20 protein-coding genes and 1 pseudogene are annotated in these 20,053 nt (G+C 63.1%); 8 read left to right on the top strand and 13 right to left on the bottom strand.

Annotation, left to right across the window (positions count from 1 at the left end; genetic code table 11):
• Nucleotides 1–110 precede the first annotated feature (110 nt).
• Nucleotides 111–1,271, bottom strand: a complete 1,161-nt coding sequence (locus tag FS665_RS19370; RefSeq protein WP_178108371.1) for an acyltransferase — start codon at nt 1,269–1,271, stop codon at nt 111–113.
• A 249-nt stretch (nt 1,272–1,520) separates the two neighbouring features.
• Between FS665_RS19370 and pyrF the strand changes: the two genes are divergently transcribed.
• Nucleotides 1,521–2,222 carry an orotidine-5'-phosphate decarboxylase gene (gene pyrF / locus FS665_RS19365; RefSeq protein WP_145192118.1) on the top strand — a complete coding sequence of 234 codons (702 nt, stop codon included), beginning with the start codon at nt 1,521–1,523 and terminating at the stop codon, nt 2,220–2,222.
• A 57-nt stretch (nt 2,223–2,279) separates the two neighbouring features.
• Here pyrF and FS665_RS19360 read toward each other — a convergent pair whose 3' ends face one another.
• The 3 genes from FS665_RS19360 to FS665_RS19350 all read right to left on the bottom strand — a co-directional run bounded on the left by FS665_RS19360 (nt 2,280) and on the right by FS665_RS19350 (nt 5,266).
• Entirely contained in the window at nt 2,280–3,110 is an 831-nt protein-coding gene (locus FS665_RS19360) for an undecaprenyl-diphosphate phosphatase (RefSeq protein WP_145192115.1), read from the bottom strand.
• 200 nt (nt 3,111–3,310) lie between these two features.
• A complete protein-coding gene (gene kdsA / locus FS665_RS19355; RefSeq protein WP_145192112.1) occupies nt 3,311–4,153 on the bottom strand; it encodes a 3-deoxy-8-phosphooctulonate synthase in 843 nt (280 codons plus the stop codon).
• 111 nt (nt 4,154–4,264) lie between these two features.
• Nucleotides 4,265–5,266, bottom strand: coding sequence for an NADP-dependent oxidoreductase (locus FS665_RS19350; protein WP_145192109.1), 1,002 nt, complete (start codon nt 5,264–5,266; stop codon nt 4,265–4,267).
• A 171-nt stretch (nt 5,267–5,437) separates the two neighbouring features.
• Between FS665_RS19350 and FS665_RS19345 the strand changes: the two genes are divergently transcribed.
• Nucleotides 5,438–6,199 carry an SDR family oxidoreductase gene (locus tag FS665_RS19345; RefSeq protein WP_145192106.1) on the top strand — a complete coding sequence of 254 codons (762 nt, stop codon included), beginning with the start codon at nt 5,438–5,440 and terminating at the stop codon, nt 6,197–6,199.
• A 21-nt stretch (nt 6,200–6,220) separates the two neighbouring features.
• Here FS665_RS19345 and FS665_RS19340 read toward each other — a convergent pair whose 3' ends face one another.
• Entirely contained in the window at nt 6,221–7,381 is a 1,161-nt protein-coding gene (locus tag FS665_RS19340; RefSeq protein ID WP_145192103.1) for an MFS transporter, read from the bottom strand.
• A 148-nt stretch (nt 7,382–7,529) separates the two neighbouring features.
• Here FS665_RS19340 and FS665_RS19335 point away from each other — a divergent pair, with 148 nt between their 5' ends.
• The 3 genes and pseudogenes from FS665_RS19335 (at nt 7,530) to FS665_RS23995 (ending at nt 10,979) form a co-directional block, all read left to right on the top strand.
• Entirely contained in the window at nt 7,530–8,927 is a 1,398-nt protein-coding gene (locus tag FS665_RS19335) for a PLP-dependent aminotransferase family protein (protein ID WP_145192100.1), read from the top strand.
• 39 nt (nt 8,928–8,966) lie between these two features.
• Nucleotides 8,967–10,118: pseudogene (locus FS665_RS24000) on the top strand (HAMP domain-containing protein); the annotation flags it as partial.
• Entirely contained in the window at nt 10,107–10,979 is an 873-nt protein-coding gene (locus FS665_RS23995) for a methyl-accepting chemotaxis protein (RefSeq protein WP_371921300.1), read from the top strand. The pseudogene FS665_RS24000 and the gene FS665_RS23995, both read left to right, overlap by 12 nt.
• A 111-nt stretch (nt 10,980–11,090) precedes the next feature.
• Here the strand turns inward: FS665_RS23995 and FS665_RS19325 are convergent, their stop codons facing one another.
• Nucleotides 11,091–12,281: a benzoate/H(+) symporter BenE family transporter gene (locus FS665_RS19325; RefSeq protein WP_145192094.1), complete on the bottom strand. Its 1,191-nt coding sequence runs from the start codon at nt 12,279–12,281 to the stop codon at nt 11,091–11,093.
• 147 nt (nt 12,282–12,428) lie between these two features.
• On the opposite strand from FS665_RS19325, the gene FS665_RS19320 reads away from it, so the two are divergent.
• Nucleotides 12,429–13,031, top strand: coding sequence for a glutathione S-transferase family protein (locus FS665_RS19320; RefSeq protein ID WP_145192091.1), 603 nt, complete (start codon nt 12,429–12,431; stop codon nt 13,029–13,031).
• Nucleotides 13,032–13,051: 20 nt separating this feature from the next.
• Here the strand turns inward: FS665_RS19320 and FS665_RS19315 are convergent, their stop codons facing one another.
• From FS665_RS19315 to FS665_RS19295, 5 genes are all read right to left on the bottom strand, one after another.
• On the bottom strand, nt 13,052–13,417 hold the full coding sequence (locus FS665_RS19315; protein WP_145192088.1) for a glutaredoxin domain-containing protein: 366 nt from the start codon (nt 13,415–13,417) through the stop codon (nt 13,052–13,054).
• 58 nt (nt 13,418–13,475) lie between these two features.
• Nucleotides 13,476–14,021, bottom strand: coding sequence for a GTP cyclohydrolase I FolE (gene folE / locus FS665_RS19310; protein ID WP_145192085.1), 546 nt, complete (start codon nt 14,019–14,021; stop codon nt 13,476–13,478).
• A 70-nt stretch (nt 14,022–14,091) separates the two neighbouring features.
• Nucleotides 14,092–14,652: a Smr/MutS family protein gene (locus tag FS665_RS19305; protein ID WP_145192082.1), complete on the bottom strand. Its 561-nt coding sequence runs from the start codon at nt 14,650–14,652 to the stop codon at nt 14,092–14,094.
• Nucleotides 14,653–14,737: 85 nt separating this feature from the next.
• A complete protein-coding gene (locus tag FS665_RS19300) occupies nt 14,738–15,058 on the bottom strand; it encodes a hypothetical protein (protein ID WP_145192079.1) in 321 nt (106 codons plus the stop codon).
• A gap of 89 nt (nt 15,059–15,147) precedes the next feature.
• Nucleotides 15,148–15,738: a cysteine hydrolase family protein gene (locus FS665_RS19295; protein WP_145192077.1), complete on the bottom strand. Its 591-nt coding sequence runs from the start codon at nt 15,736–15,738 to the stop codon at nt 15,148–15,150.
• A gap of 179 nt (nt 15,739–15,917) precedes the next feature.
• Between FS665_RS19295 and prmB the strand changes: the two genes are divergently transcribed.
• A complete protein-coding gene (gene prmB, locus FS665_RS19290; protein ID WP_145192074.1) occupies nt 15,918–16,826 on the top strand; it encodes a 50S ribosomal protein L3 N(5)-glutamine methyltransferase in 909 nt (302 codons plus the stop codon).
• 34 nt (nt 16,827–16,860) lie between these two features.
• Here prmB and FS665_RS19285 read toward each other — a convergent pair whose 3' ends face one another.
• Nucleotides 16,861–17,649 carry a hypothetical protein gene (locus FS665_RS19285; RefSeq protein WP_145192072.1) on the bottom strand — a complete coding sequence of 263 codons (789 nt, stop codon included), beginning with the start codon at nt 17,647–17,649 and terminating at the stop codon, nt 16,861–16,863.
• A gap of 142 nt (nt 17,650–17,791) precedes the next feature.
• Complete coding sequence (locus FS665_RS19280; protein ID WP_145192069.1) at nt 17,792–18,754, bottom strand: alpha/beta hydrolase; 963 nt, start codon at nt 18,752–18,754, stop codon at nt 17,792–17,794.
• A gap of 125 nt (nt 18,755–18,879) precedes the next feature.
• Here FS665_RS19280 and aroC point away from each other — a divergent pair, with 125 nt between their 5' ends.
• A complete protein-coding gene (gene aroC, locus FS665_RS19275; RefSeq protein ID WP_145192066.1) occupies nt 18,880–19,971 on the top strand; it encodes a chorismate synthase in 1,092 nt (363 codons plus the stop codon).
• Nucleotides 19,972–20,053: the final 82 nt, after the last annotated feature.

The following is a 20,053-nucleotide window of genomic DNA, read 5'->3' as shown; positions in this document are numbered from 1 at the left end:
ATTTGGTTCAAACAAGGCTATCGCAGTCGCTCTAGTCAGGTATCGACGTTGAGTTTGCGCATTCTTCGCCGCTGCGTTTGATCAGATAACATGGCCCACTTCGTCAAACCTCAGCGATGATTACCTAGCTGAGGACCCGCAGAGTTGGAATTGGGGGATGGTCTGTGAGCCATGGCTCTAGACAGCGCGGTGCCGTAGGTTCTGAGCGGTGTTTCGATCATGCGATAGGAAAGATCGGCAAGCAGAAGCGTCACTGAAAGCGCTATCAGAAGTGAAACGCACTGAGCGGTTGACGATGTCAGGTCAATGGTGCCCCTGGCGAGGAAAGCCTCTCTCGTGAATGCGAGAACCGGATTATGCACTAAGTAAATCGAGTACGATCTGGCACCTACATACAAGGCGATCCGCTGTAGCCTGCGCGCTTGCCCGCTAAGGTTGAGGTTAGCCGACGCTACCAAAACCGCCCAGCTAGCGCTGAGGGCGACAAAACCCATGTAGTACTTGAACCAGGTTGGCTGCGCTAAAACAACAGGCAAGGGCAAGCTAAGCAAGAAAACAGCGCTTAACGTGGCTCTGTTCACTGCCGTGAATATCGACATCAAGCGAGCCCCGTAGTAATGCCAAAGCAGCGCAATGATCACCCCATACAATAACGCATCGCTGCGAATGAACCACAGAAGCGAACCCCAGGGGCGTAGATGAAATGATTGTAAAAGTGCCAAAGCCAGTGCGGGAAGTATGAGGAGTTTCTTATTGCTGATCAACGCAAGTGCAATAGGCAATAGCACATAAAATTGCTCTTCGAGCGATAAACTCCAGTAGTGCCACAGCGGCGTGGGAGGCGCGCCTGAGCTGCCCACTAGCCAGATGTGGATGTTTTGCAAGTTAAGGGCTCCGTACAACCACGAGTCAAAGACCGCGGTGGCGGGAGCGAATGTTTCCGACAGAGGCACACTGTATGTGATGCCCAGCGTGAGACTTGACCAAAACAATGCAGCAGGCCACAGCCGGAATATTCGACGCACCCAGAATGGCCCTGCGATGGCGCAAAAAGAGGCGCCTTGCGAGCAGGCTTTGAGGAGTGTGCCGGTTATCAATAGACCTGATATGGCAAAAAATAGATCGACGCCCCCGCCTAGCCAAAAGTAATTCGACCAGCTGTACCATGAAGGATGTAGCACCCCTAGATGGGCTACTACCGTGATTGTAATGGCGCACGCTCGAAGGACTTCTATATCAAGGTTTTTGGAGGCGAAAGTTTGCGCAGTCATCATTGCTCGGCGGTGTGATGCTTAGGTGTGCGCATTTATACACATTCCTAAATGCTCGTCACCTTCGGATTTGATCGACGGGCACGAATTCTCGGCACTCAGGCTGTTGGCCTCATCCAGTCTGTGACCTGCACTTTGTCCGGCTCTCAGGCAGCACCGTGTATCCATTGATCAGTGATCTTTGCCCCCTACGGACTGTGACTTCGTTTACAATGCGCGCCGTTTACGACTTGCCAAGAGAACCCGCCCATGTCCGCCTGCCAGACGCCCCTGATCGTCGCCCTGGATTTCCCTACCCGTGACGCCGCCCTGCAGCTGGCCGACCAGCTCGATCCTGCCCTGTGCCGGGTCAAGGTTGGCAAGGAGCTGTTCACCAGCAGCGCAGCTGGCATTGTCGAAACCCTGTGCGAGAAGGGCTTCGAAGTATTTCTGGACCTCAAGTTCCACGATATCCCCAACACCACTGCCATGGCTGTGAAAGCTGCCGCTGAAATGGGTGTGTGGATGGTCAACGTGCACTGCTCCGGTGGTCTGCGCATGATGGCAGCGTGCCGTGAGGAACTGGCCAAGCGCAGCGGGCCGCAGCCGCTGTTGATCGGTGTGACGGTGCTGACCAGCATGGAGCGTGAGGACTTGGCCGGTATCGGTCTGGATGTCGACCCTCAGGAGCAGGTGCTGCGCCTTGCCGCCCTGGCGGAAAAAGCAGGGATGGACGGCCTGGTATGCTCGGCCCTGGAGGCGCCGGCCTTGAAGGCTGCTCACCCAGGGCTGCAGCTCGTCACGCCAGGTATTCGCCCAGCGGGCAGTGCTGTCGATGACCAGCGTCGCATCCTGACCCCACGCCAGGCTCTGGACGCAGGTTCTGACTATCTGGTTATCGGCCGCCCGATCAGCAAGGCCGCCGATCCAGCCCAGGCGCTGGCGGCGGTGGTCGCAGAAATTCGCGGCTGAAACGGATGCATACAGAAAGGGCTGCATTGCAGCCCTTTTTCGTTGGTGCGTGCAGCATCACCCGTGGGCAGTCGACCAATCGATCCAGCCAAACTGCCAGGTCGCCAGGATCAGCAACCCAAACACGATGCGGTACCAGGCAAACGTCGCGTAGCTGTGGTGGGCGATGAACTTGAGCAACGCGCGCACCGCGATCATGGCGAAGATGAAAGAGGTGACGAAGCCTACGGCGAACACCGGCAGATCACTGGGCTGGAACAGGTCGCGGTATTTGTAGCCCGAGTAAACTGCCGCTCCAACCATGGTCGGCATGGCCAGGAAGAACGAAAACTCGGTGGCCGCCGTGCGCGACAAGCCAAACAGCAAACCGCCGATGATGGTCGAGCCCGAGCGCGACGTACCTGGGATCATCGCCAGGCATTGCACGAAGCCGATCTTCAATGCGTGGCTCCAGCGCATCTGCTCGACGTGATCGATCGTCACTTCATGCTGACGCCGTTCGGCCCACAGCATGATTACCCCGCCGACGACCAGTGCCGCAGCGACGGTGATCGGGTTGAACAGGTACTCATGGATAAGATCGGCGAACAGCACGCCCAGCACCACCGCCGGCATGAACGCGAGCAGCAAGTTGCCGGTAAAGCGACGGGCCTTGGGCTCAGTGGTCAGGCCGAACACCACTTCAAGGATCTTGCCGCGAAATTCCCACACCACTGCCAAGATCGCTGCCAGCTGGATGATGATGTTGAAAGCAATGGCGCGTTCGCCATCGAAGTCGATCAGGTCTGCGACGATGATCTGGTGGCCGGTACTTGAGATAGGCAGGAACTCAGTGATTCCCTCTACTACTCCCAGAATGAGTGCCTGGAAGGCCGTCCATAAATCCATTGAATCCCCCGGTTGCAGCGCTGCGAATGCGCGCAGCGCATGTACTTGATTTGCTTATCGTTGTGACGCGAGACGGTGTTAGATCCATCGCGAGCGGGGATCCTAGCAGGGCAGTTGTTAAAAGATCGTGTGGGGTTGTAACAGATGTAAAAAAAGGCCGACATACGCGGTATGTCGGCCCTTGGTTGATCGCGTAACGATCAGGCAATAACCAATGGCGAGAACCCTTTCACCAGCTCATCCAATGCCTTGATCTGCGCCAAAAACGGCTCCAGCTTGTCCAGCGGCAGGGCGCTTGGCCCATCGCACTTGGCCTGGTCTGGGTTCGGGTGAGCTTCCAGGAACAACCCCGCCAGCCCAACCGCCATCCCAGCACGGGCCAGGTCGACCACCTGCTCGCGACGACCACCGGACGCTGCACCGGACGGGTCGCGGTTCTGCAGGGCGTGGGTCACGTCGAAGATGATCGGCAGGTTGTCGCAGGTGCGCTTCATCACGCCGAAACCGAGCATGTCGACCACCAGGTTGTCGTAACCCATGCAGGTGCCACGGTCGCACAGGATCAGCTGGTCGTTACCGGCTTCCTTGAACTTGTGCACGATGTTCTGCATCTGCGAGGGGCTGAGGAACTGCGGCTTCTTGATGTTGACCGGCTTGCCGGTCTTGGCCAGGGCCACCACCAGGTCGGTCTGGCGGGCGAGGAATGCCGGCAGCTGCAGCACATCGACCACTTCGGCCACCGGCGCGCACTGATGGATCTCGTGTACGTCGGTGATGATCGGTACGCCGAACTCGGCTTTGACCTTCTCGAAGATCCGCAGGCCTTCTTCCATGCCGGGGCCGCGGTAGGAGTGGATCGAGGAACGGTTGGCCTTGTCGAAGCTGGCCTTGAACACGTAGGGGATGCCCAGTTTCTCGGTAACCCGCACGTATTCGGCGCAGGCGGTCAGGGCCAGGTCCTCGGACTCGAGCACGTTGATGCCGCCAAAGAGAACGAACGGGGCGGTGTTGGAGCACTCGATGGTGGGGGTGATCTTGATCATGGTCATCTCTGTAAATCCCAGTCACTGGTTTCAGTGGCGATGGGGAATATTACAAGATCTGCACTGCCCGTGCCGGCCCTTTCGCGGGCCTGCACGGGCGCTGCACCGCTGTCAGACCTTCAACACCAACTTGCCGAAGTTCTCGCCGTTGAACAGCTTGAGCAGGGTCTCGGGGAAGGTTTCCAGGCCCTCGACCACGTCTTCCTTGCTCTTGAGCTTGCCGCTGGCCATCCAGCCGGCAATTTCCTGGGCTGCCTTGCCATAGTCCTTGGCGTGATCCATGACCACGAAGCCCTCCATGCGCGCACGGTTGACCAGCAGTGCCAGGTAGTTGGCCGGGCCTTTGACCGCTTCCTTGCTGTTGTACTGGCTGATGGCGCCGCAGATGACGATGCGTGCCTTGAAGTTGATGCGGGTGAGCACGGCATCGAGGATCTCGCCGCCGACGTTGTCGAAATACACATCCACGCCTTTCGGGCATTCGCGTTTGAGGCCGGCCAGGACATCTTCGGCCTTGTAGTCGATCACCCCGTCGAAGCCCAGCTCGTCCTTGAGGTATCGGCATTTCTCGGCGCCGCCGGCGATGCCCACCACGCGGCAACCTTTCAGTTTGGCGATCTGCCCGACGATGCTGCCGACAGCGCCTGCCGCGCCGGAAATCACCACGGTGTCGCCTTCTTTTGGCTGGCCGACCTCGAGCAGGGCGAAGTACGCGGTCATGCCGGTCATGCCCAGCGCCGAGAGGTAGCGTGGCAGCGGCGCCAGGCTCGGATCGATCTTGTGCAAACCCTGCGGTTCACCGGTGAAGAAGTCCTGTACGCCGAGGGCACCGCTGACATGGTCGCCAGGCTGGTAGTCGGGGTGATTGGAGGCGACCACTTCGCCCACGCCGAGCGCCCGCATCACTTGGCCGAGGGCCACGGGCGGGATGTAGGATTTGCCTTCGTTCATCCAGCCACGCATGGCCGGGTCGAGCGACAGGTACAGGTTGCGTACCTGGATCTGGCCATCGGCGGGGGCTTGAACCACAACGGTTTCGAACGTGAAGTCGTCACGGCTCACTGCGCCATGCGGGCGCTTGGTGAGCAGGAAGCGGCGATTGGTCTGGGTCATGGCAGGTCCTTATGGGCAATGGGGCACAGCGGTCAATTTAACCTGCTGATGCAAGTTGGTCCGCAAAATCACTGGCAAGCATAGTAGCTCAACCGCTGCCTTGATGATGCTGCCCGGCGAAGGGATCGGCTGGCTAGACTTCGACTTCATTGACCCCTTCAGGAGCAGACGATGAGCATGACCTTTTCCGGCCAAGTGGTTCTGGTCACCGGTGGCGCAGCCGGTATCGGCCGGGCGACTGCCCTGGCCTTCGCTGGCGAGGGCTTGAAGGTGGTGGTGGCCGACCTCGACGCAGTAGGTGGCGAGGCCACGGTAGCGTCGATTCGCGCGGCCGGTGGCGAGGCGCTGTTCGTTGCCTGTGATGTCACCCAGGAGGCACAGGTTCGTCAGCTGCATGAGCGGGTCATCGAAACCTATGGCCGTCTCGACTACGCCTACAACAACGCTGGCATCGAGATCGAAAAGGGGCGCCTGGCCGAAGGCAGCGAAGCCGAGTTCGATGCCATCATGGCGGTCAATGTCAAGGGCGTGTGGCTATGCATGAAGTATCAATTGCCGCTGCTGATGGCCCAGGGCGGCGGCGCGATCGTCAATACAGCGTCAGTGGCAGGCCTGGGCGCTGCCCCGAAGATGAGCATCTATGCAGCCTCCAAGCATGCGGTGATCGGCCTGACCAAGTCGGCGGCGATCGAATATGCCAAGAAGCGCATCCGGGTCAATGCGGTGTGCCCGGCGGTGATCGACACCGACATGTTCCGCCGCGCCTATGAGGCAGACCCACGCAAGGCCGAATTCGCCGCTGCCATGCACCCGGTCGGGCGCATCGGCAAGGTCGAGGAGATCGCCGGTGCGGTGCTCTACCTGTGCAGCGACGCGGCAGCCTTCACCACGGGGCACAGCCTGACCGTCGATGGTGGTGCTACCGCCATCTAGGCAGGCATCAGCCGCGCAGGCTCAAGGCTGGCCGAGCGCGTACGGCTGCGCACTGGCGCGATACAACGCCCAGGCCACGCTTGCGCAGCTGATCAGCAGTACGGCCCCGAACCCCAGCAGCGCCGCGCCCGACCCCAGGCGATCGCTCAGTACGCCAGTCAGCACCACCGGCAGGCTGAAGCCCAGGTACGCCAGCAGAAAGAAGCCGGCACTGGCGCGGGTCTTCTCGGCGCCGGCCAGTTCATTCACCGCCGCCAGCCCGCCCAGGTAGACGAACCCGTAGCACGCGCTGCTGGCTGCCACCGCGCCGGCCAGCACCGCCCATAACCGGCCGCTGTCTGCGCCAAAGGCCAGCAATCCATAGCTGCATGGCAGGATCGCCAGGCCCAGCAAGGTCGCGCTGCGGCTGGGCATGCGCTTGGCCAGCGGCTGAAACAGCAAGCCGCAGCTGATGACGCAGAACGTCGAGAACCCCGACCAGCTGCTCAGGCCCTGCTGGCGCAGGATGCCAGGCAGCAGGGCGATGACCAGGCCGACACAGGCCCACGCCAGCAGAATGGCAAGGCCATGGACCACGCTGCCGGGTGGGTAGCTGGGTAGGCGCAGCATGGCGCTGGGTTGGGCTGGGCGCGGGTCGGGCAGGCGCCACACCAACAGCACGGCGGCGGCCGCCAGCAGCAGTTGCACAGGAAAGCTCGCTGGCGCAAGGCTGGCACCGCCCAGCAGGCACAAGCTGGTAAGCGCTGCGCCCAGGCCGAAACCCAGCGAGGTGCTGGCAGTGACCCAGCTGGCAGCCCGTTGCGCGGCGCCATCACCCATCAGTTCGGTCATGTAGGCCGTAGCGGTGGCCGAGGCCAGACCGGTTCCCAGCCCCAACAGGAACCGCGCCACGCCTAGTGTCGGCAGGCCTGGCGCGAGCAGCATCAGCCCGGTGGCGAGCATCGATAACAGCAATGCAGCCACGATCAGCGGCCGCCGGCCGACCCGATCGGCCAACCCGCCCAAGGCCAGCAGTACCGGCAATACGCCGAGCACATAGCCGGAAAAAGCGACTGCCGTAGCGCCGGCGCCCTGGCCGGAGAGGTCGGCATAGGCGATGTACAGCGGCGCTTGCAAATTAACTGCCAGCGTGATGGTACAAAGGGCGAAGGCGAGTAGGGCGGGGGCTTTGCGTGAGGGCATGGGACGGTCCTGGTTTCTGCAAGTGTCAGCGGCGGCATGCACGGTGGCCGGTCATCGAACAGTGCCGCTGCCTGCACCTGGCAACAAGGCACACCAGGCGCTCATTTATGCTTAACTGTTTGCCCGAAATCGACAAACACCTAGCCCCATGCACTTTTCCCTTGATCGCTTGAGCCCAACCCCGCTGGTGCGACAGCTGACCGAGCACCTGCAAGCCTGGATCGAACATCAGCGCTTGCGCCCCGGTGCGCGTTTGCCATCGATCCGGGCCCTGGCCCGCGAGCAAGCGGTCAGCGCCTCGTGCGTGATCGAGGCTTACGACCGTCTGGTCGCCGGCGGCTGGTTGGAGGCCCGTCATGGCAGCGGGTTTTTCGTCGCCGCGCGCAAAGATCTCAGCGTCCATGACGCTTTGCCTGTGTGGGGGGAGGGTAACGAGGGTAGCTGGCGGCAGTTTCGCGAAGGCTACGAGCAGATGCTCAAGCTTGGCTGCGGCTGGTTGCCCAACAGCTGGCGTGCCGAGGCCGAGCTGGCCCAGGCGATTCGTCAAGTCAGCCGCGGCGATGCGCAGGACCTGTTCGACTATTGCCCGCCCCAGGGCCTGGCCAGCCTGCGCCAGCAGGTGCACAAGCGTCTGGCGCGATTGGACATCGCTGCCGCTCCCGAGCGTATCCTCACCACGCAAGGCGCCAGCCACGCGCTCGATCTGCTGGTACGCACGCTGCTGCGCCCAGGCGATAGCGTGCTGGTGGAAAACCCCGGTTACTACAACCTGTTCAACCTGCTGCGCCAGCAGCAGGTGACGATGTTGGCCCTGCCACGCACGGCCTGCGGCCCGGACCTCGAAGTGCTCGAGCACCTGCTGATGCACCATCGCCCACGCTGCCTGTTCATCAACAGCCTGTACCACAACCCGACCGGCACCAGCCTTGCGCCCAAGGTGGCCTACCGCTTGTTGGAACTTGCCCGTGAACACGACCTGCGAATAGTCGAAGACGATATCTATGCCGACTTCCAGCAGGGCCCGGCCACCCGTCTGGCGACCCTCGACAGCGAGCAGCGGGTGATCTACCTAGGGAGCTTTTCCAAGACCTTGAGCAGCTCGCTGCGGGTGGGTTACCTGCTCGCCGACGACGCGCTGATCGCACGTACGGCGGAGCTGAAGATGGTCAGTGGCATTGGTACCTCGCGCTTCGCCGAACAAGTGGTCAGCCACATGCTGGGCAATGGCAGCTACCGCAAGCACGTGCAGCGGTTGAACGTACGGCTTGGCCAGCACATGGCCAAGCTTTTGGCGCAACTCGAGCAGTATGGCTGGCAGGTGTTCTGCGAGCCGTATGGCGGTATGTTCGTCTGGGCCCGTGTGGCAGGGCAGGATTTTGCCAGTCTCGAGCGTCTGGCCTTGCAGCACGAGGTCTTGCTCACCCCCGGCAGCGCCTTCGATTACCAGGGCACCGCCAGCGACTGGCTGCGTATCAATGTCGCCTATGGGCAGGACGCCCGGGCCCAACGGTTCTTTCAGCACGCAGGACGACCTTCAGCTAGCTGATCGCGACACGCTCATAGCCATTTGACACCATTTGTCCGCATGCCCCTTGTGGGTCGCTGCGCAAGCGCGCCACGCTTGCGCTTGGCAAACCTTCGGGGGAGGGGATCGGCGATGGCGGCGAGCGGGCGCGGTATTCTGGCCAACCTGGGCATGGCCCGTAAGTTGGCGCTGGGTTTTGCCTTGGTGTTGCTGCTCACCGTAGCGGTGGCTGCCATCGGTGTGGCCGCGCTGCACAGCGTGGGTCAACGCTTCGAGGGCTTGCGTCAGCTCAGCCAGTTCAACACCGACCTGCTGCGCCTGCGCGCGCATGAGCAGGCCTTTGCCTTGCGCTCCGACGCCAAGGAGGCCGACGCACTGCGCAGTGGCCTGCAGGGGCTGATCGAGCGCGGCCGCGGCCTGCCTGCACTGGCCGCTGCCGAAGCCGACCTGAGCGCCTATGCTCAGGCCTTTGAAGCCTTTGTCCAGGCGGTACAGGCCAAGGAGCTCGCGCTGGACACCGCCAGTTGGTCGGTCTCGAGCGTTGCCAACAACCTCGATGTGCTGCAGGCCGGGCTCGCCGACGACGGCACCTACACGCTCAAGCAGTCCCAGGGCCAGCAAGGCAGTGAATTTCTCGAACAGGCCACGCAGGTGGCCCAGGTTTCGCGTTTGATGCTGCAGGCCATGGACGAAGCCCGGGTGCGTCTGGAGCAGAGCCGCAAGGGCGAACAGCCAGACGGCCAGGGTCGTATTGCACAGACGCTCGAAGCTGCGCAGTTAGTCGAGCAACTCAAGGCTGCGGTGACTGACCCTGGGTATCAGAGCGTGCTTGGCGAGGTGGCCGGGCACATCGCCAGTTTCTCCGAAAAGCTCAACGAATACACCGATCTGCTCGGCCAGGAGCAGGGTATCAAGACCCAGCTGCAAGCGCGTGCCGAGCAGGTCACAGGCCAGGTCGACCGCGCCTACGCCGCCGAGCAGCAAGAGATGCAGGCGCAACTTACCCGCAACAGCCTGGCCATTGTCCTGGCCACTGCGCTGGCCCTGCTGGTCGGCCTGCTCGCCGCCTGGCTGATCCCGCGCGCCGTGATCGGGCCGCTCAAACGGGTGATTGCGCGGGCCCAACGCATTGCCGCTGGCGAATTGAGCGTCGAGCAAGAGGCCGCGCGTCATGATGAAGTCGGGCAGCTGACCCAGGCCATGCAGCAGATGGCAGCGGGTTTGTCGGGCGTGGTCAGCGGCTTGCAGCAGGGCATCGAGCAATTGGCCGGCAGCGCCCAGGCGCTCTCGGCGGTTACCGAGCAGACCAACCGTGAAGTCGGCAGCCAAAAGGAAGAAACCGAGCAGGTGGCCACTGCCATGCAACAGATGACCGCCACCGTGCACGACGTGGCGCGTAATGCCGAACAGGCTGCCCAGGCTGCGCAGGCGGCCGATGACACGGTCGACGCTGGCCAGCGCGTGGTGCGTCAGAGCATGCAGCGCATCGAGCAACTGGCGAGCGCTGCTGAAACCGCGAGCGAAGGCATCGACAGTCTCAGCGCAGAAATCCACACCATTGGCGATGTGCTGGCGGTGATCAAGAGCGTGGCCGAGCAGACCAACCTGCTGGCCCTCAATGCCGCCATCGAAGCTGCCCGCGCCGGTGAGCAGGGGCGGGGTTTCGCGGTAGTGGCCGATGAGGTGCGGGCGCTGGCCCGGCGTACCCGCCAGAGCACCGATGAAATCGAACGGTTGGTGGCCAGCCTGCGCGGCAATGCCGAGCAATCAGTGGCGCAGATCCGTGGCAGTGCCGAGCTGGTGCGTCTGGCGGTGACCGATGCGCTGCACACCGAAAGCGCGCTGGGCAGCATTGCCTCGGCCGTGTCGCTGATCCAGCAGATGAACCAACAGATCGCCGCTGCCGCCGAGCAGCAGAGCTCGGTAGCCGAAGAGATCAGCCGCAGCGTGACGCAGATTCGCGGCAGCGCCGACCAGGCGGCGCTGGCGATGCAGGACAATGCCCGTTCCAGCATCGAACTGGCGCAACTGGGCAATGACCTCAAGGGCATGGTCGGTCACTTCAGGCTTTGAGGGTTTCTGCCTTGCTGAATAGCTTATGCCCAGGACGACGTTGCAGGCGCAAAGGGCCTTTGTTTCGAGCGTGAGCGCGTATTTTTTACCCGCAATATGCCCATCAAGGCTTCATGCCCTGCGCGGATTGAGGATCAGCAACGTCACCACCCCTGCGACGATCCCCCAGAACGCCGAGCCGATCGAGAACAGGGTCAGCCCGGAGGCCGTCACCATGAACGTGATCAACGCCGCCTCCCGCTCCTTGGCCTCGCTCATGGCCACGGTCAGCCCGTTCATGATCGAACCGAACAGCGCCAGTGCCGCAATCGACAGCACCAACTCCGTGGGCAACGCGGCAAACAACGCCGCCAAGGTGGCGCCGAAGGTGCCGGCGATGCCGTAGAACACGCCGCACCATACCGCTGCCGTATAACGCTTGCGCTTGTCTTCGTGGGCGTGCGGGCCAGTGCAGATCGCCGCACTGATCGCGGCCAGGTTGACCCCGTGCGCACCGAACGGCGCCAACAGCAGTGAGGCCAGGCCCGTGGTGGTGATCAGCGGCGATGCCGGCGCCTGGTAACCGTCGGCCCGCAACACCGCCACGCCCGGCATGTTCTGCGAGGTCATGGCGACCACGAACAGCGGGATGCCAATGCTGATGGTCGCTGCCAGCGAGAAGCTCGGGCTGGTCCACACCGGCGTCGCTACCTCCAGTCGAAAATCACTGAAGTCCAGCAATCCCAGTGCCCCCGATAGACCGCTACCCACCACCAGCGCAGCCAGCACGCAGTAGCGCGGCGACACGCGCTTGATCAGCAGGTAAGTGAAGAACATGCCCAACACCAGCACGGTGCGGTGCTGGGCCGCGACGAAGATCTCGCTGCCGATCTTGAACAAGATACCGGCCAGCAGGGCCGATGCCAGCGATGCCGGAATGCGCTTGACCAGCCGCTCGAAGCTGCCGGTCAGGCCGCAGACCACCACCAGCAGCGCGCAGGTGATGTATGCCCCGATGGCCTCGCCATAACTCACCCCACCCAGGCTGGTGATCAACAGTGCGGCGCCCGGTGTGGACCAGGCCACGGTGATCGGCGTGCGGTAGCGCAATGACAAGCCGATGCTGCATACCGCCATGCCCATCGACAGCGCCCAGATCCACGACGAGATCTGCCCGCTGCTCAAGCCGGCCGCCTGGCCGGCCTGAAACATCAGTACCAACGAGCTGGTGTAGCCGGTCAGCATGGCGATGAAGCCTGCCACCAATGCAGAAGCCGAAGTGTCTGCCAGGGGCCGCAAAGGCGCGGAGGTGGCGTCGTTCATGGGCGCAGGTCCTTGTCCAGATGTAAGCATTTTTTTCAGCCTAGCGCGCACGCGCTCGATCATTGCCATACAGCAGGCATTGCTTTTAGCCGTACAGTCGCCAACTATTGGGCGAATGTGCGCAATTGCGTGGAAAGGGGAAGGGCGATGTTCAAGGTGTATGGCGACTACCAATCGGGCAACTGCTACAAGGTCAAGCTGATGCTCAGCCTGCTCGACCGCCCGTATGAGTGGCACGCGGTGGATATTCTCAAGGGCGAAACCGAAACCGCGGAATTTCTGGCCATGAACCCCAACGGCAAGGTGCCGGTGCTCAAGCTCGAGGACGGGACTTGCCTATGGGAATCGAACGCCATCCTCAACTACCTGGCGGACGGAAGCGAATTTCTGCCCACCGAGGCGCGGCTGCGTACCCAGGTGCTGCAGTGGCAGTTCTTCGAGCAGTACAGCCACGAGCCGTATATCGCCGTGGCGCGGTTCATCCAGTTCTACCTGGGCCTGCCCGATGCGCGCGTTGAGGAATACCGCAAATTGCACAAAGGCGGTTACAAGGCACTCAAGGTGATGGAGCGCCAACTGCAGATGACGCCTTACCTGGTGGGCGAGCAGTACTCGATCGCCGACGTTGCGCTGTATGCCTATACCCATGTCGCCCATCAGGGCGGTTTCGACCTGAGCGATTACCCGGCCGTACGCGCCTGGCTGGCGCGTGTGGCCAGCCATCCTCGGCATGTGCCCATGGTCGAGTGAACCGCTGAACCGCGATTGGCTCAGGCGAAGCGCTGGTCCAGGTAGGCGATGATCGCCTTGGATTCAAACATCCAGGTGACCTCGCCGTTTTCTTCGATGCGCAGGCATGGCACTTTCACTCGGCCACCGCCTTCGAGCAGGGCCTGGCGATGCACGGGGTCGTGCTTGGCATCGCGCAAGGCCACCGGCACGTTCAAGCGGTGCAGGGTGCGGCGGGTCTTCACGCAGAACGGGCAGGCGTGGAACTGGTAGAGCGCAAGGCGCTTGGCCTCCTGCTCGACTCGCGCTTGAGCGGCGGCATCGCGCTTGCGCTTGGCTGGGCGGCTGATCCAGTCGCCGAACACGATGAGCTGGCCGAGGCCGACCCGCAGGGCTTTGACGATCATGGGCTACTCCTGAAATGCACAAGCCGACCCCTGGGGGCCGGCTCGGGTCTGGCGCCGATCACTTGATCAGGCTGAGGAACTCGCTGCGCGTGGCGGCATTGTCACGGAACTCACCGAGCATCACCGAGGTGAGCATGGTCGAGTTCTGCTTCTCGACACCGCGCATCATCATGCACATGTGCTTGGCTTCGATCACCACGGCAACGCCGGCAGCGCCGGTCACCTGCTGCACGGCATCGGCGATCTGTCGGCTGAGATTTTCCTGAATCTGCAACCGGCGGGCGTACATGTCGACGATCCGCGCGACCTTGGACAGGCCGAGCACCTTGCCCTTGGGCAGGTACGCCACGTGAGCCTTGCCAATGAACGGCAGCATGTGGTGTTCGCACATCGAGTACAGCTCGATGTCCCGGACCAGCACCATCTCGCTGTTATCGGAAGTGAACAGCGCGCCGTTGGTGACTTCTTCCAGCGTCTGCTCATAACCGCGGCAAAGGTACTTCATCGCCTTTGCAGCCCGCTTGGGCGTGTCGAGCAGGCCCTCACGGGAGACGTCCTCGCCGATCTGGCTAAGGATCTCGGTGTAGTTCTGTTCCAGGGACATGTATCTACCTGTGGGAAAAATCGCAAAAAAGGAAGGGTAAGGCGGCGCGGGCGGCGCTGCAAGCACGGCGTTACTCGTCGCGGCCTTCCATCATGGTTCGCTTGAGCATGACATACACAGCCCCAGTGCCACCGTGGCGCGCCTGACACGAGGTGAATCCCAGCACCTGGGGATGCTGGCGCAGCCAGGTGTTGACGTGACTCTTGATCATCGGGCGCTTGCCGTCCAGGCGCGCGGCCTTGCCGTGGGTGACCCGCACGCAACGTACTTCCAGCTGGGTGGCTTCAGCGATGAAGGCCCACAAGGTTTCGCGTGCCTTCTCGACACTCATGCCATGCAGGTCGAGGCTACCCTCGAAGGCAATCTGGCCGAGCTTGAGCTTGCGGATCTGGGTTTCCTGCACGCCGTCGCGGCGCCACATCAGCTCGTCTTCGGCACCGACGTCGATCACGAACTGGTCGGACAGACCGTCGATCACCAGCGCCTGATCGCTGCGCACGGTCGCGGCCTGGCGCAGGCCAGCCAACTGCTTGCGGTCGGTTTTCGGTTTGCCCACCTCGGCGCGATCGTGCTTGATCGGCTTGACGCCGCGCACTTCGGCACTGAACAGGGAAAAATCGTCGTCTTGCATGGTGCCTCCACGTGGGCGGCGTAGTTTACGCGATCAGCCTGGTGTCGTCAGTACCAGGCGTTTTGCGAGGCAACCCGGCAAACCATCAATCATGCTTTTTCATCAGGTGCGGCGACAGGTTCAGTTCACGGCCGCGGCGCAGACGGATGCGGCTGCGCCGCCAGAAGCGCACGCCGAAGTACAGCATCAGCAACCCGGCGCCGGCAACGATCGCCGCCAATGGGCGATTGGCGTTCAGTTCGGCCAGCGCTGCGTAGTTGCCCAGCAGCCCGGCGAAACCAGCCATGACCAGCAAGATGCCCAATGTCGCGATGAGGGCCGCCAGGCCAGCGGCGATGCGTGCAGCCCAATTGGCCGGTTGGCGCTGGCGCAGACGCTTGGCGTCGAAACTGCCTTTGAGCTTCATTTCAGTTTCCTCGGTGGACCTGCGCAATTGGACTCGAACCCGGCCTTGCGGTTCCGCCCGCTGGCCGGGCGGCACGGGGCCGCGAAGGCTCAGATCAGGCTGGCGGTGGGGGCGACGCAGGCGAAGTTGTCGGCCATCACGGCCATTTCGCAGGCGTGGATCTGGGCGGCTGGAATCACCTGGTCCTTGAGCGCCAGGTCACGGGTTGCCGAGGCGTCCTCGACCAGGGTGCAACGGTAACCGTAGTCCTTGGCCCGGCGCACCGTGGTGCTGACGCTCGAGTGGCTCATGAAGCCGCACACGATCAGGTCCAGGTGCCCCAGGCCTTGCAGGGTGTCGTGCAGCTTGGTGTTCTTGAAGGCGTTGGGCATGCGCTTTTCGATGACGATCTCGCCGTCTTGCGGCTCCAGGCCAGGGATGAACTCACCGGCCGGGCCCTGCGGATCGAAACGCCCGCCAACGGTGCCGAGGTGGCGAACATGGATGATCGGACGGCCAGCCTGGCGGGCGGCGTCGAGCAACCGGGCGATGTTGGCCACGGCCTCGTCCATGCCCGACAGTTGCAGGGGACCACTGAGGTACTCCTTCTGCGCATCGATGATGATCAGGCTGGCTTGGCTCAGCTTGGCCGGCGGGTAATCGCGGCCAGTGAGGCGGAACATCGTGGTTGGAACGGACATCAAGGGCTCCTTGGGTAGGGCTTTTGTGGACCTATTCTCCTCTGCCTTGACGCCAATGGGAATGGTTGACAACGCAAGCGGCGTGATTACTGGCCTGTGGCCAACCATCGGGCCATCGGCAGGAACATTTGTGCGGGTTGGGCTGTTAGACTTTTGTACGGTCTGAATAGGAGTACCCCGTGATCACATCCCGTCTGCGCACGCTGCGCGACCACATTCGCTGGGCGGTCAGCCGCTTCCACGAGCACGAACTGTTCTTCGGCCACGGTGCCGACAATGCCTGGGACGAAGCGCGCCTGCTGGTACTCGGTGCGGTGCACCTGCCGTGGGAAATCGCCGACAGCTACCTGGACTGCCAGCTCGAGGACGACGAGCGGGTACGCCTGCAACACCTGCTCAAGCGCCGCATCGAAGACCGCGTACCCACCGCCTACCTGTTGGGCGAAGCCTGGTTCTGCGGCATGTCGTTCATCGTCGATGAGCGTGTACTGGTGCCCCGTTCACCGATCGGCGAGCTGCTGGAAAAACGCTGCGAGCCGTGGCTTGCCAGCGAGCCTGCGCGCATTCTAGACCTGTGCACCGGTTCAGGCTGCATCGGCATCGTCGCCGCCGAGGTGTTCCCGCAGGCCGAAGTGGTGTTGGCCGACCTGTCTTTCGACGCGCTTGAAGTGGCTAACCAGAACATCGAGCGCCACGGCTTGGAAGAGCGCGTATTCACCGTGCAAGGTGACGGCTTTGCCGGCTTGCCGGGCCAGCGCTTCGACCTGATCGTGTCCAACCCGCCTTACGTCGACGCCGAAGATTTCGGCGACATGCCGGCTGAGTATCACCACGAGCCGGCGATGGGCCTGGCGTGTGGCAACGATGGCCTTGATCTGGTGCGGCGCATGCTCGCCGAGGCGGCCGATCACCTGACCGAAAAAGGTTTGCTGATTGTCGAAGTCGGCAACAGCCAGGTGCACGTCGAGGCGCTGTACCCGGAGGTGGACTTCGCCTGGCTTGAGTTCGAGCGCGGCGGGCACGGCGTGTTCATGCTCACCGCCGAGCAGTGCCGCGCCCATCAGGGGTTGTTCAAGGCGCGCATCTGAAGACCACCCGGCCCGCAAGGCGGCGCCAGCCGCCTTAGCGCGTGGCGATCCAGATCAGCAAGCCTGCCTGGAACACCGCAAAAGCCACCAGGCAGGTAATGGTGAAGCGCAGCCCGCTGTCTTCCCGGCGGTATTTGGCCACGCGCTCATCGCGTTCGCGCAGTTGTCCTTCTTTTTCCTGCAGCAGCTGTTCGGCCTGTTGCAGCATGCCCGCCGCTTCGAGAATGCCGACCTGCTGGACCTTTTCGGTGTTCCAGCCGCCCTTGAGTTGACTGACTGTGGTGTCCAGCGTGCGGCCCTTGAGGTGCTGCGGGTCGGCGTATTCCACCTCAAGCCCGGTGGCGGTCAGGAATCGGTCGCGGCGCAGGCGGCTGTCCTCGTTGAGCGCGTCCTTGTTGGCCAGGGCGGTGCCTTCGACTCGATAATTCGACCAGCGCCGCTGCAGCCACTGCACCGCCTGGCCGAGCATGAAGCGGCCCAGCCCGCGGTTCAGCGGTTCCAGTTGCAGCCCGCTGTCGCCCCCAAGGGTGACCCGGCGTTCGGCATGGTCGACGCGTACGTCGAGCTGATTCTGCTCCTTGCGTACTTTTTGCCCTGGCAGGCGAATTTCCATGCGCAGCAGGCTATGGGCCTTGTCATGCCGCTCGGCATAGGCGAATTCGACGAAGCGCAGTGGCCGCCCGCCGCTGTTGCGGTCGGTGGTCAGCGGCGCCAGGCGCAGCAGCTGGAAGTGCTCCACCACCAGGTCGGCCCAGGGCAGGGCGGCAGGTTCCGGGGCGTGCGGCTCTTCGGCCGGTTCGACGGCAGCGGTGGCATCGGTCATCTAGGCGTTTCCTCATGGACGGGCGGCGCTGAACGGACGCGCGACGGGCAGCAACTGCCGGCGACCGCGCAAATGGGCCATGCAGCGGCCCGGATGCAGCACCAATACCGCGTTATCGGCAGCGTTCGCCGATGATTGAGGGCTAAGCCGATGGCAGCTGGTGGATGAAGCTGACCACCCGCTCGCCGAGTTCGCGTGCCAGCGGCAGCTCTGGGTTCAGGTAACTGTCGCGCTGCAGGTGCATGTCCTTGGGGCTGATACGCAGCATGTGGTTCATGCCGTCGATCAGCACCAGCTCGGCATCGGGCTTGGCCGCTTTCAGGCGTTCGGCGTCGGCGACATCGACCTGCACGTCATTGCGCCCCTGGACGATCAGCGCCGGCATCGGCAAGCGGCCGAACGCCTGCGCCGGGTCCTGCTGCAGCAAGGTGATCAGGTAGGGCTGCACGCTGGGGCGAAACACCTGACGCAGCGGAGCAGGCACGTCCAGGCTGGTCTGCCCGGCCTGCAGGCGCTCGAGCAGGGCGCTGCCAGCGGCCAACTGAGCCGGTGGCAGACGCTGGGCCAGTTGCTCGCGCAACACCTCGGCCAGCGGCCGGCCCATGCCGGCCAGGGTAATCACCGCACTGGCCCCGGCCCGCTCGGCGGCCAGGCTGGCGATCAGCGCGCCTTCGCTGTGGCCCACCAGGATCAGCTGGCCGAAGCGCGGATCGGCCTTGAGCTTGCGGCTCCAGGCGACCACGTCGTCGACATAGCGCTGCACGCTCAGGTTGCGCTCGTCCGGGGTCGCCGGCTGGCTGGCGGCGACCCCACGCTTGTCATAGCGCACGCTGGCGATGTGTTCGTTGGCCAGCAACAGGGCCAGACGCTTGAGGTTGTCGACCTTGCCCCCGGCCGGGTTGTTGCCATCGCGGTCGGTCGGGCCCGAGCCTGCGATGATCAGCACCACCGGCGGCGGTGTGCCCTGCTGGGGCAACAACAGGCTGCCGTGCAGCACGCCCTGGCCGGTGTCCAAGTCGATGGGGCGTTGCAGGACAGTGGGAGCGGCGGCCTGGGCCAGGCCAGTGCACAACAGGAGCAACAGGGCAACGAAACGCGGCATCATGCGGTACTACATGGGGAGGTGATTTTTCGACCTGGGCGGCGCGGGAAGGTTCTCCAGCACAGGCAGCCGAACCATCTGTATACTGCGCGCTTTCGATCACTTCAGGCTGATTTCGCGGAGCGCTCATGTCCGGCAATACCTACGGCAAGCTGTTCACTGTCACCACCGCTGGCGAAAGCCATGGACCGGCGTTGGTCGCCATTGTCGATGGGTGCCCACCGGGCCTGGAGATTTCCCTGGCCGACCTGCAGCACGATCTCGACCGGCGCAAGCCCGGCACCAGCCGGCATACCACCCAGCGCCAGGAAGCGGACGAAGTGGAAATCCTCTCCGGCGTGTTCGAGGGGCGCACCACTGGCTGCTCGATCGGGCTGTTGATCCGCAACACCGACCAGAAGTCCAAGGACTACTCGGCGATCAAGGACCTGTTCCGCCCCGCCCACGCCGACTACACCTACCACCACAAGTACGGCGTGCGCGACTACCGCGGCGGCGGGCGTAGCTCGGCGCGCGAAACCGCGATGCGGGTGGCGGCCGGTGCCATCGCCAAGAAATACCTGGCGACCCAGGGCATTCGGGTGCGCGGTTACATGAGCCAATTGGGCCCGATCGACATCCCGTTCAAGACCTGGGAGTCGGTCGAGCAGAACGCCTTCTTCAGCCCAGACCCAAGCAAGGTGCCGGAGCTTGAAGCGTACATGGACCAGCTGCGCCGCGATCAGGATTCGGTCGGGGCCAAGATCACCGTGGTCGCCGAAGGCGTGATGCCGGGCCTGGGCGAGCCGATCTTCGACCGTCTCGACGCCGAACTTGCCCACGCACTGATGAGCATCAACGCGGTCAAGGGTGTAGAAATCGGCGCAGGCTTCGCCAGCGTGGCCCAGCGCGGCACCGAACACCGCGACGAGCTGACGGCCGAGGGCTTTCTCAGCAACAACGCCGGTGGCATCCTCGGCGGCATCAGCTCGGGTCAGCCGATCGTGGCGCACCTGGCATTGAAACCGACCTCCAGCATCACCACCCCTGGGCGCTCGATCGACGTCCACGGCAACCCGGTCGATGTCATCACCAAGGGCCGTCACGACCCGTGCGTGGGCATTCGCGCCACGCCGATCGCCGAGGCCATGATGGCGATTGCGCTAATGGACCACCTGCTGCGCCATCGCGCGCAGAACGCCGACGTCAAGGTGGGTACGCCGGTGTTGCGTCAGCTCTGATACCGCCAGGTCCGATGCTTTCGCGCTCGTCTGAAGAGCGCCTGCAACTTGCGCTCAAGGGCTCGGACCGGCCACACAAGGC

This window comes from Pseudomonas sp. URMO17WK12:I11, assembly GCF_007677725.1.
Taxonomy (GTDB): Bacteria; Pseudomonadota; Gammaproteobacteria; order Pseudomonadales; family Pseudomonadaceae; genus Aquipseudomonas.
The sequence above is the reverse complement of the archived record's forward strand: the minus strand, read 5'-3'. Positions and strand labels throughout refer to the sequence as shown.

What these genes read in the sequence shown, in the direction of transcription:
- FS665_RS19370 (WP_178108371.1), bottom strand. Translation starts at nt 1,271, where the DNA reads ATGACTGCGCAAACTTTCGCCTCCAAAAACCTTGATATAGAAGTCCTT.
- pyrF (WP_145192118.1), top strand. Translation starts at nt 1,521, where the DNA reads ATGTCCGCCTGCCAGACGCCCCTGATCGTCGCCCTGGATTTCCCTACC.
- FS665_RS19360 (WP_145192115.1), bottom strand. Translation starts at nt 3,110, where the DNA reads ATGGATTTATGGACGGCCTTCCAGGCACTCATTCTGGGAGTAGTAGAG.
- kdsA (WP_145192112.1), bottom strand. Translation starts at nt 4,153, where the DNA reads ATGATCAAGATCACCCCCACCATCGAGTGCTCCAACACCGCCCCGTTC.
- FS665_RS19350 (WP_145192109.1), bottom strand. Translation starts at nt 5,266, where the DNA reads ATGACCCAGACCAATCGCCGCTTCCTGCTCACCAAGCGCCCGCATGGC.
- FS665_RS19345 (WP_145192106.1), top strand. Translation starts at nt 5,438, where the DNA reads ATGAGCATGACCTTTTCCGGCCAAGTGGTTCTGGTCACCGGTGGCGCA.
- FS665_RS19340 (WP_145192103.1), bottom strand. Translation starts at nt 7,381, where the DNA reads ATGCCCTCACGCAAAGCCCCCGCCCTACTCGCCTTCGCCCTTTGTACC.
- FS665_RS19335 (WP_145192100.1), top strand. Translation starts at nt 7,530, where the DNA reads ATGCACTTTTCCCTTGATCGCTTGAGCCCAACCCCGCTGGTGCGACAG.
- FS665_RS23995 (WP_371921300.1), top strand. Translation starts at nt 10,107, where the DNA reads ATGCAGCAGATGGCAGCGGGTTTGTCGGGCGTGGTCAGCGGCTTGCAG.
- FS665_RS19325 (WP_145192094.1), bottom strand. Translation starts at nt 12,281, where the DNA reads ATGAACGACGCCACCTCCGCGCCTTTGCGGCCCCTGGCAGACACTTCG.
- FS665_RS19320 (WP_145192091.1), top strand. Translation starts at nt 12,429, where the DNA reads ATGTTCAAGGTGTATGGCGACTACCAATCGGGCAACTGCTACAAGGTC.
- FS665_RS19315 (WP_145192088.1), bottom strand. Translation starts at nt 13,417, where the DNA reads ATGATCGTCAAAGCCCTGCGGGTCGGCCTCGGCCAGCTCATCGTGTTC.
- folE (WP_145192085.1), bottom strand. Translation starts at nt 14,021, where the DNA reads ATGTCCCTGGAACAGAACTACACCGAGATCCTTAGCCAGATCGGCGAG.
- FS665_RS19305 (WP_145192082.1), bottom strand. Translation starts at nt 14,652, where the DNA reads ATGCAAGACGACGATTTTTCCCTGTTCAGTGCCGAAGTGCGCGGCGTC.
- FS665_RS19300 (WP_145192079.1), bottom strand. Translation starts at nt 15,058, where the DNA reads ATGAAGCTCAAAGGCAGTTTCGACGCCAAGCGTCTGCGCCAGCGCCAA.
- FS665_RS19295 (WP_145192077.1), bottom strand. Translation starts at nt 15,738, where the DNA reads ATGTCCGTTCCAACCACGATGTTCCGCCTCACTGGCCGCGATTACCCG.
- FS665_RS19285 (WP_145192072.1), bottom strand. Translation starts at nt 17,649, where the DNA reads ATGACCGATGCCACCGCTGCCGTCGAACCGGCCGAAGAGCCGCACGCC.
- FS665_RS19280 (WP_145192069.1), bottom strand. Translation starts at nt 18,754, where the DNA reads ATGATGCCGCGTTTCGTTGCCCTGTTGCTCCTGTTGTGCACTGGCCTG.
- aroC (WP_145192066.1), top strand. Translation starts at nt 18,880, where the DNA reads ATGTCCGGCAATACCTACGGCAAGCTGTTCACTGTCACCACCGCTGGC.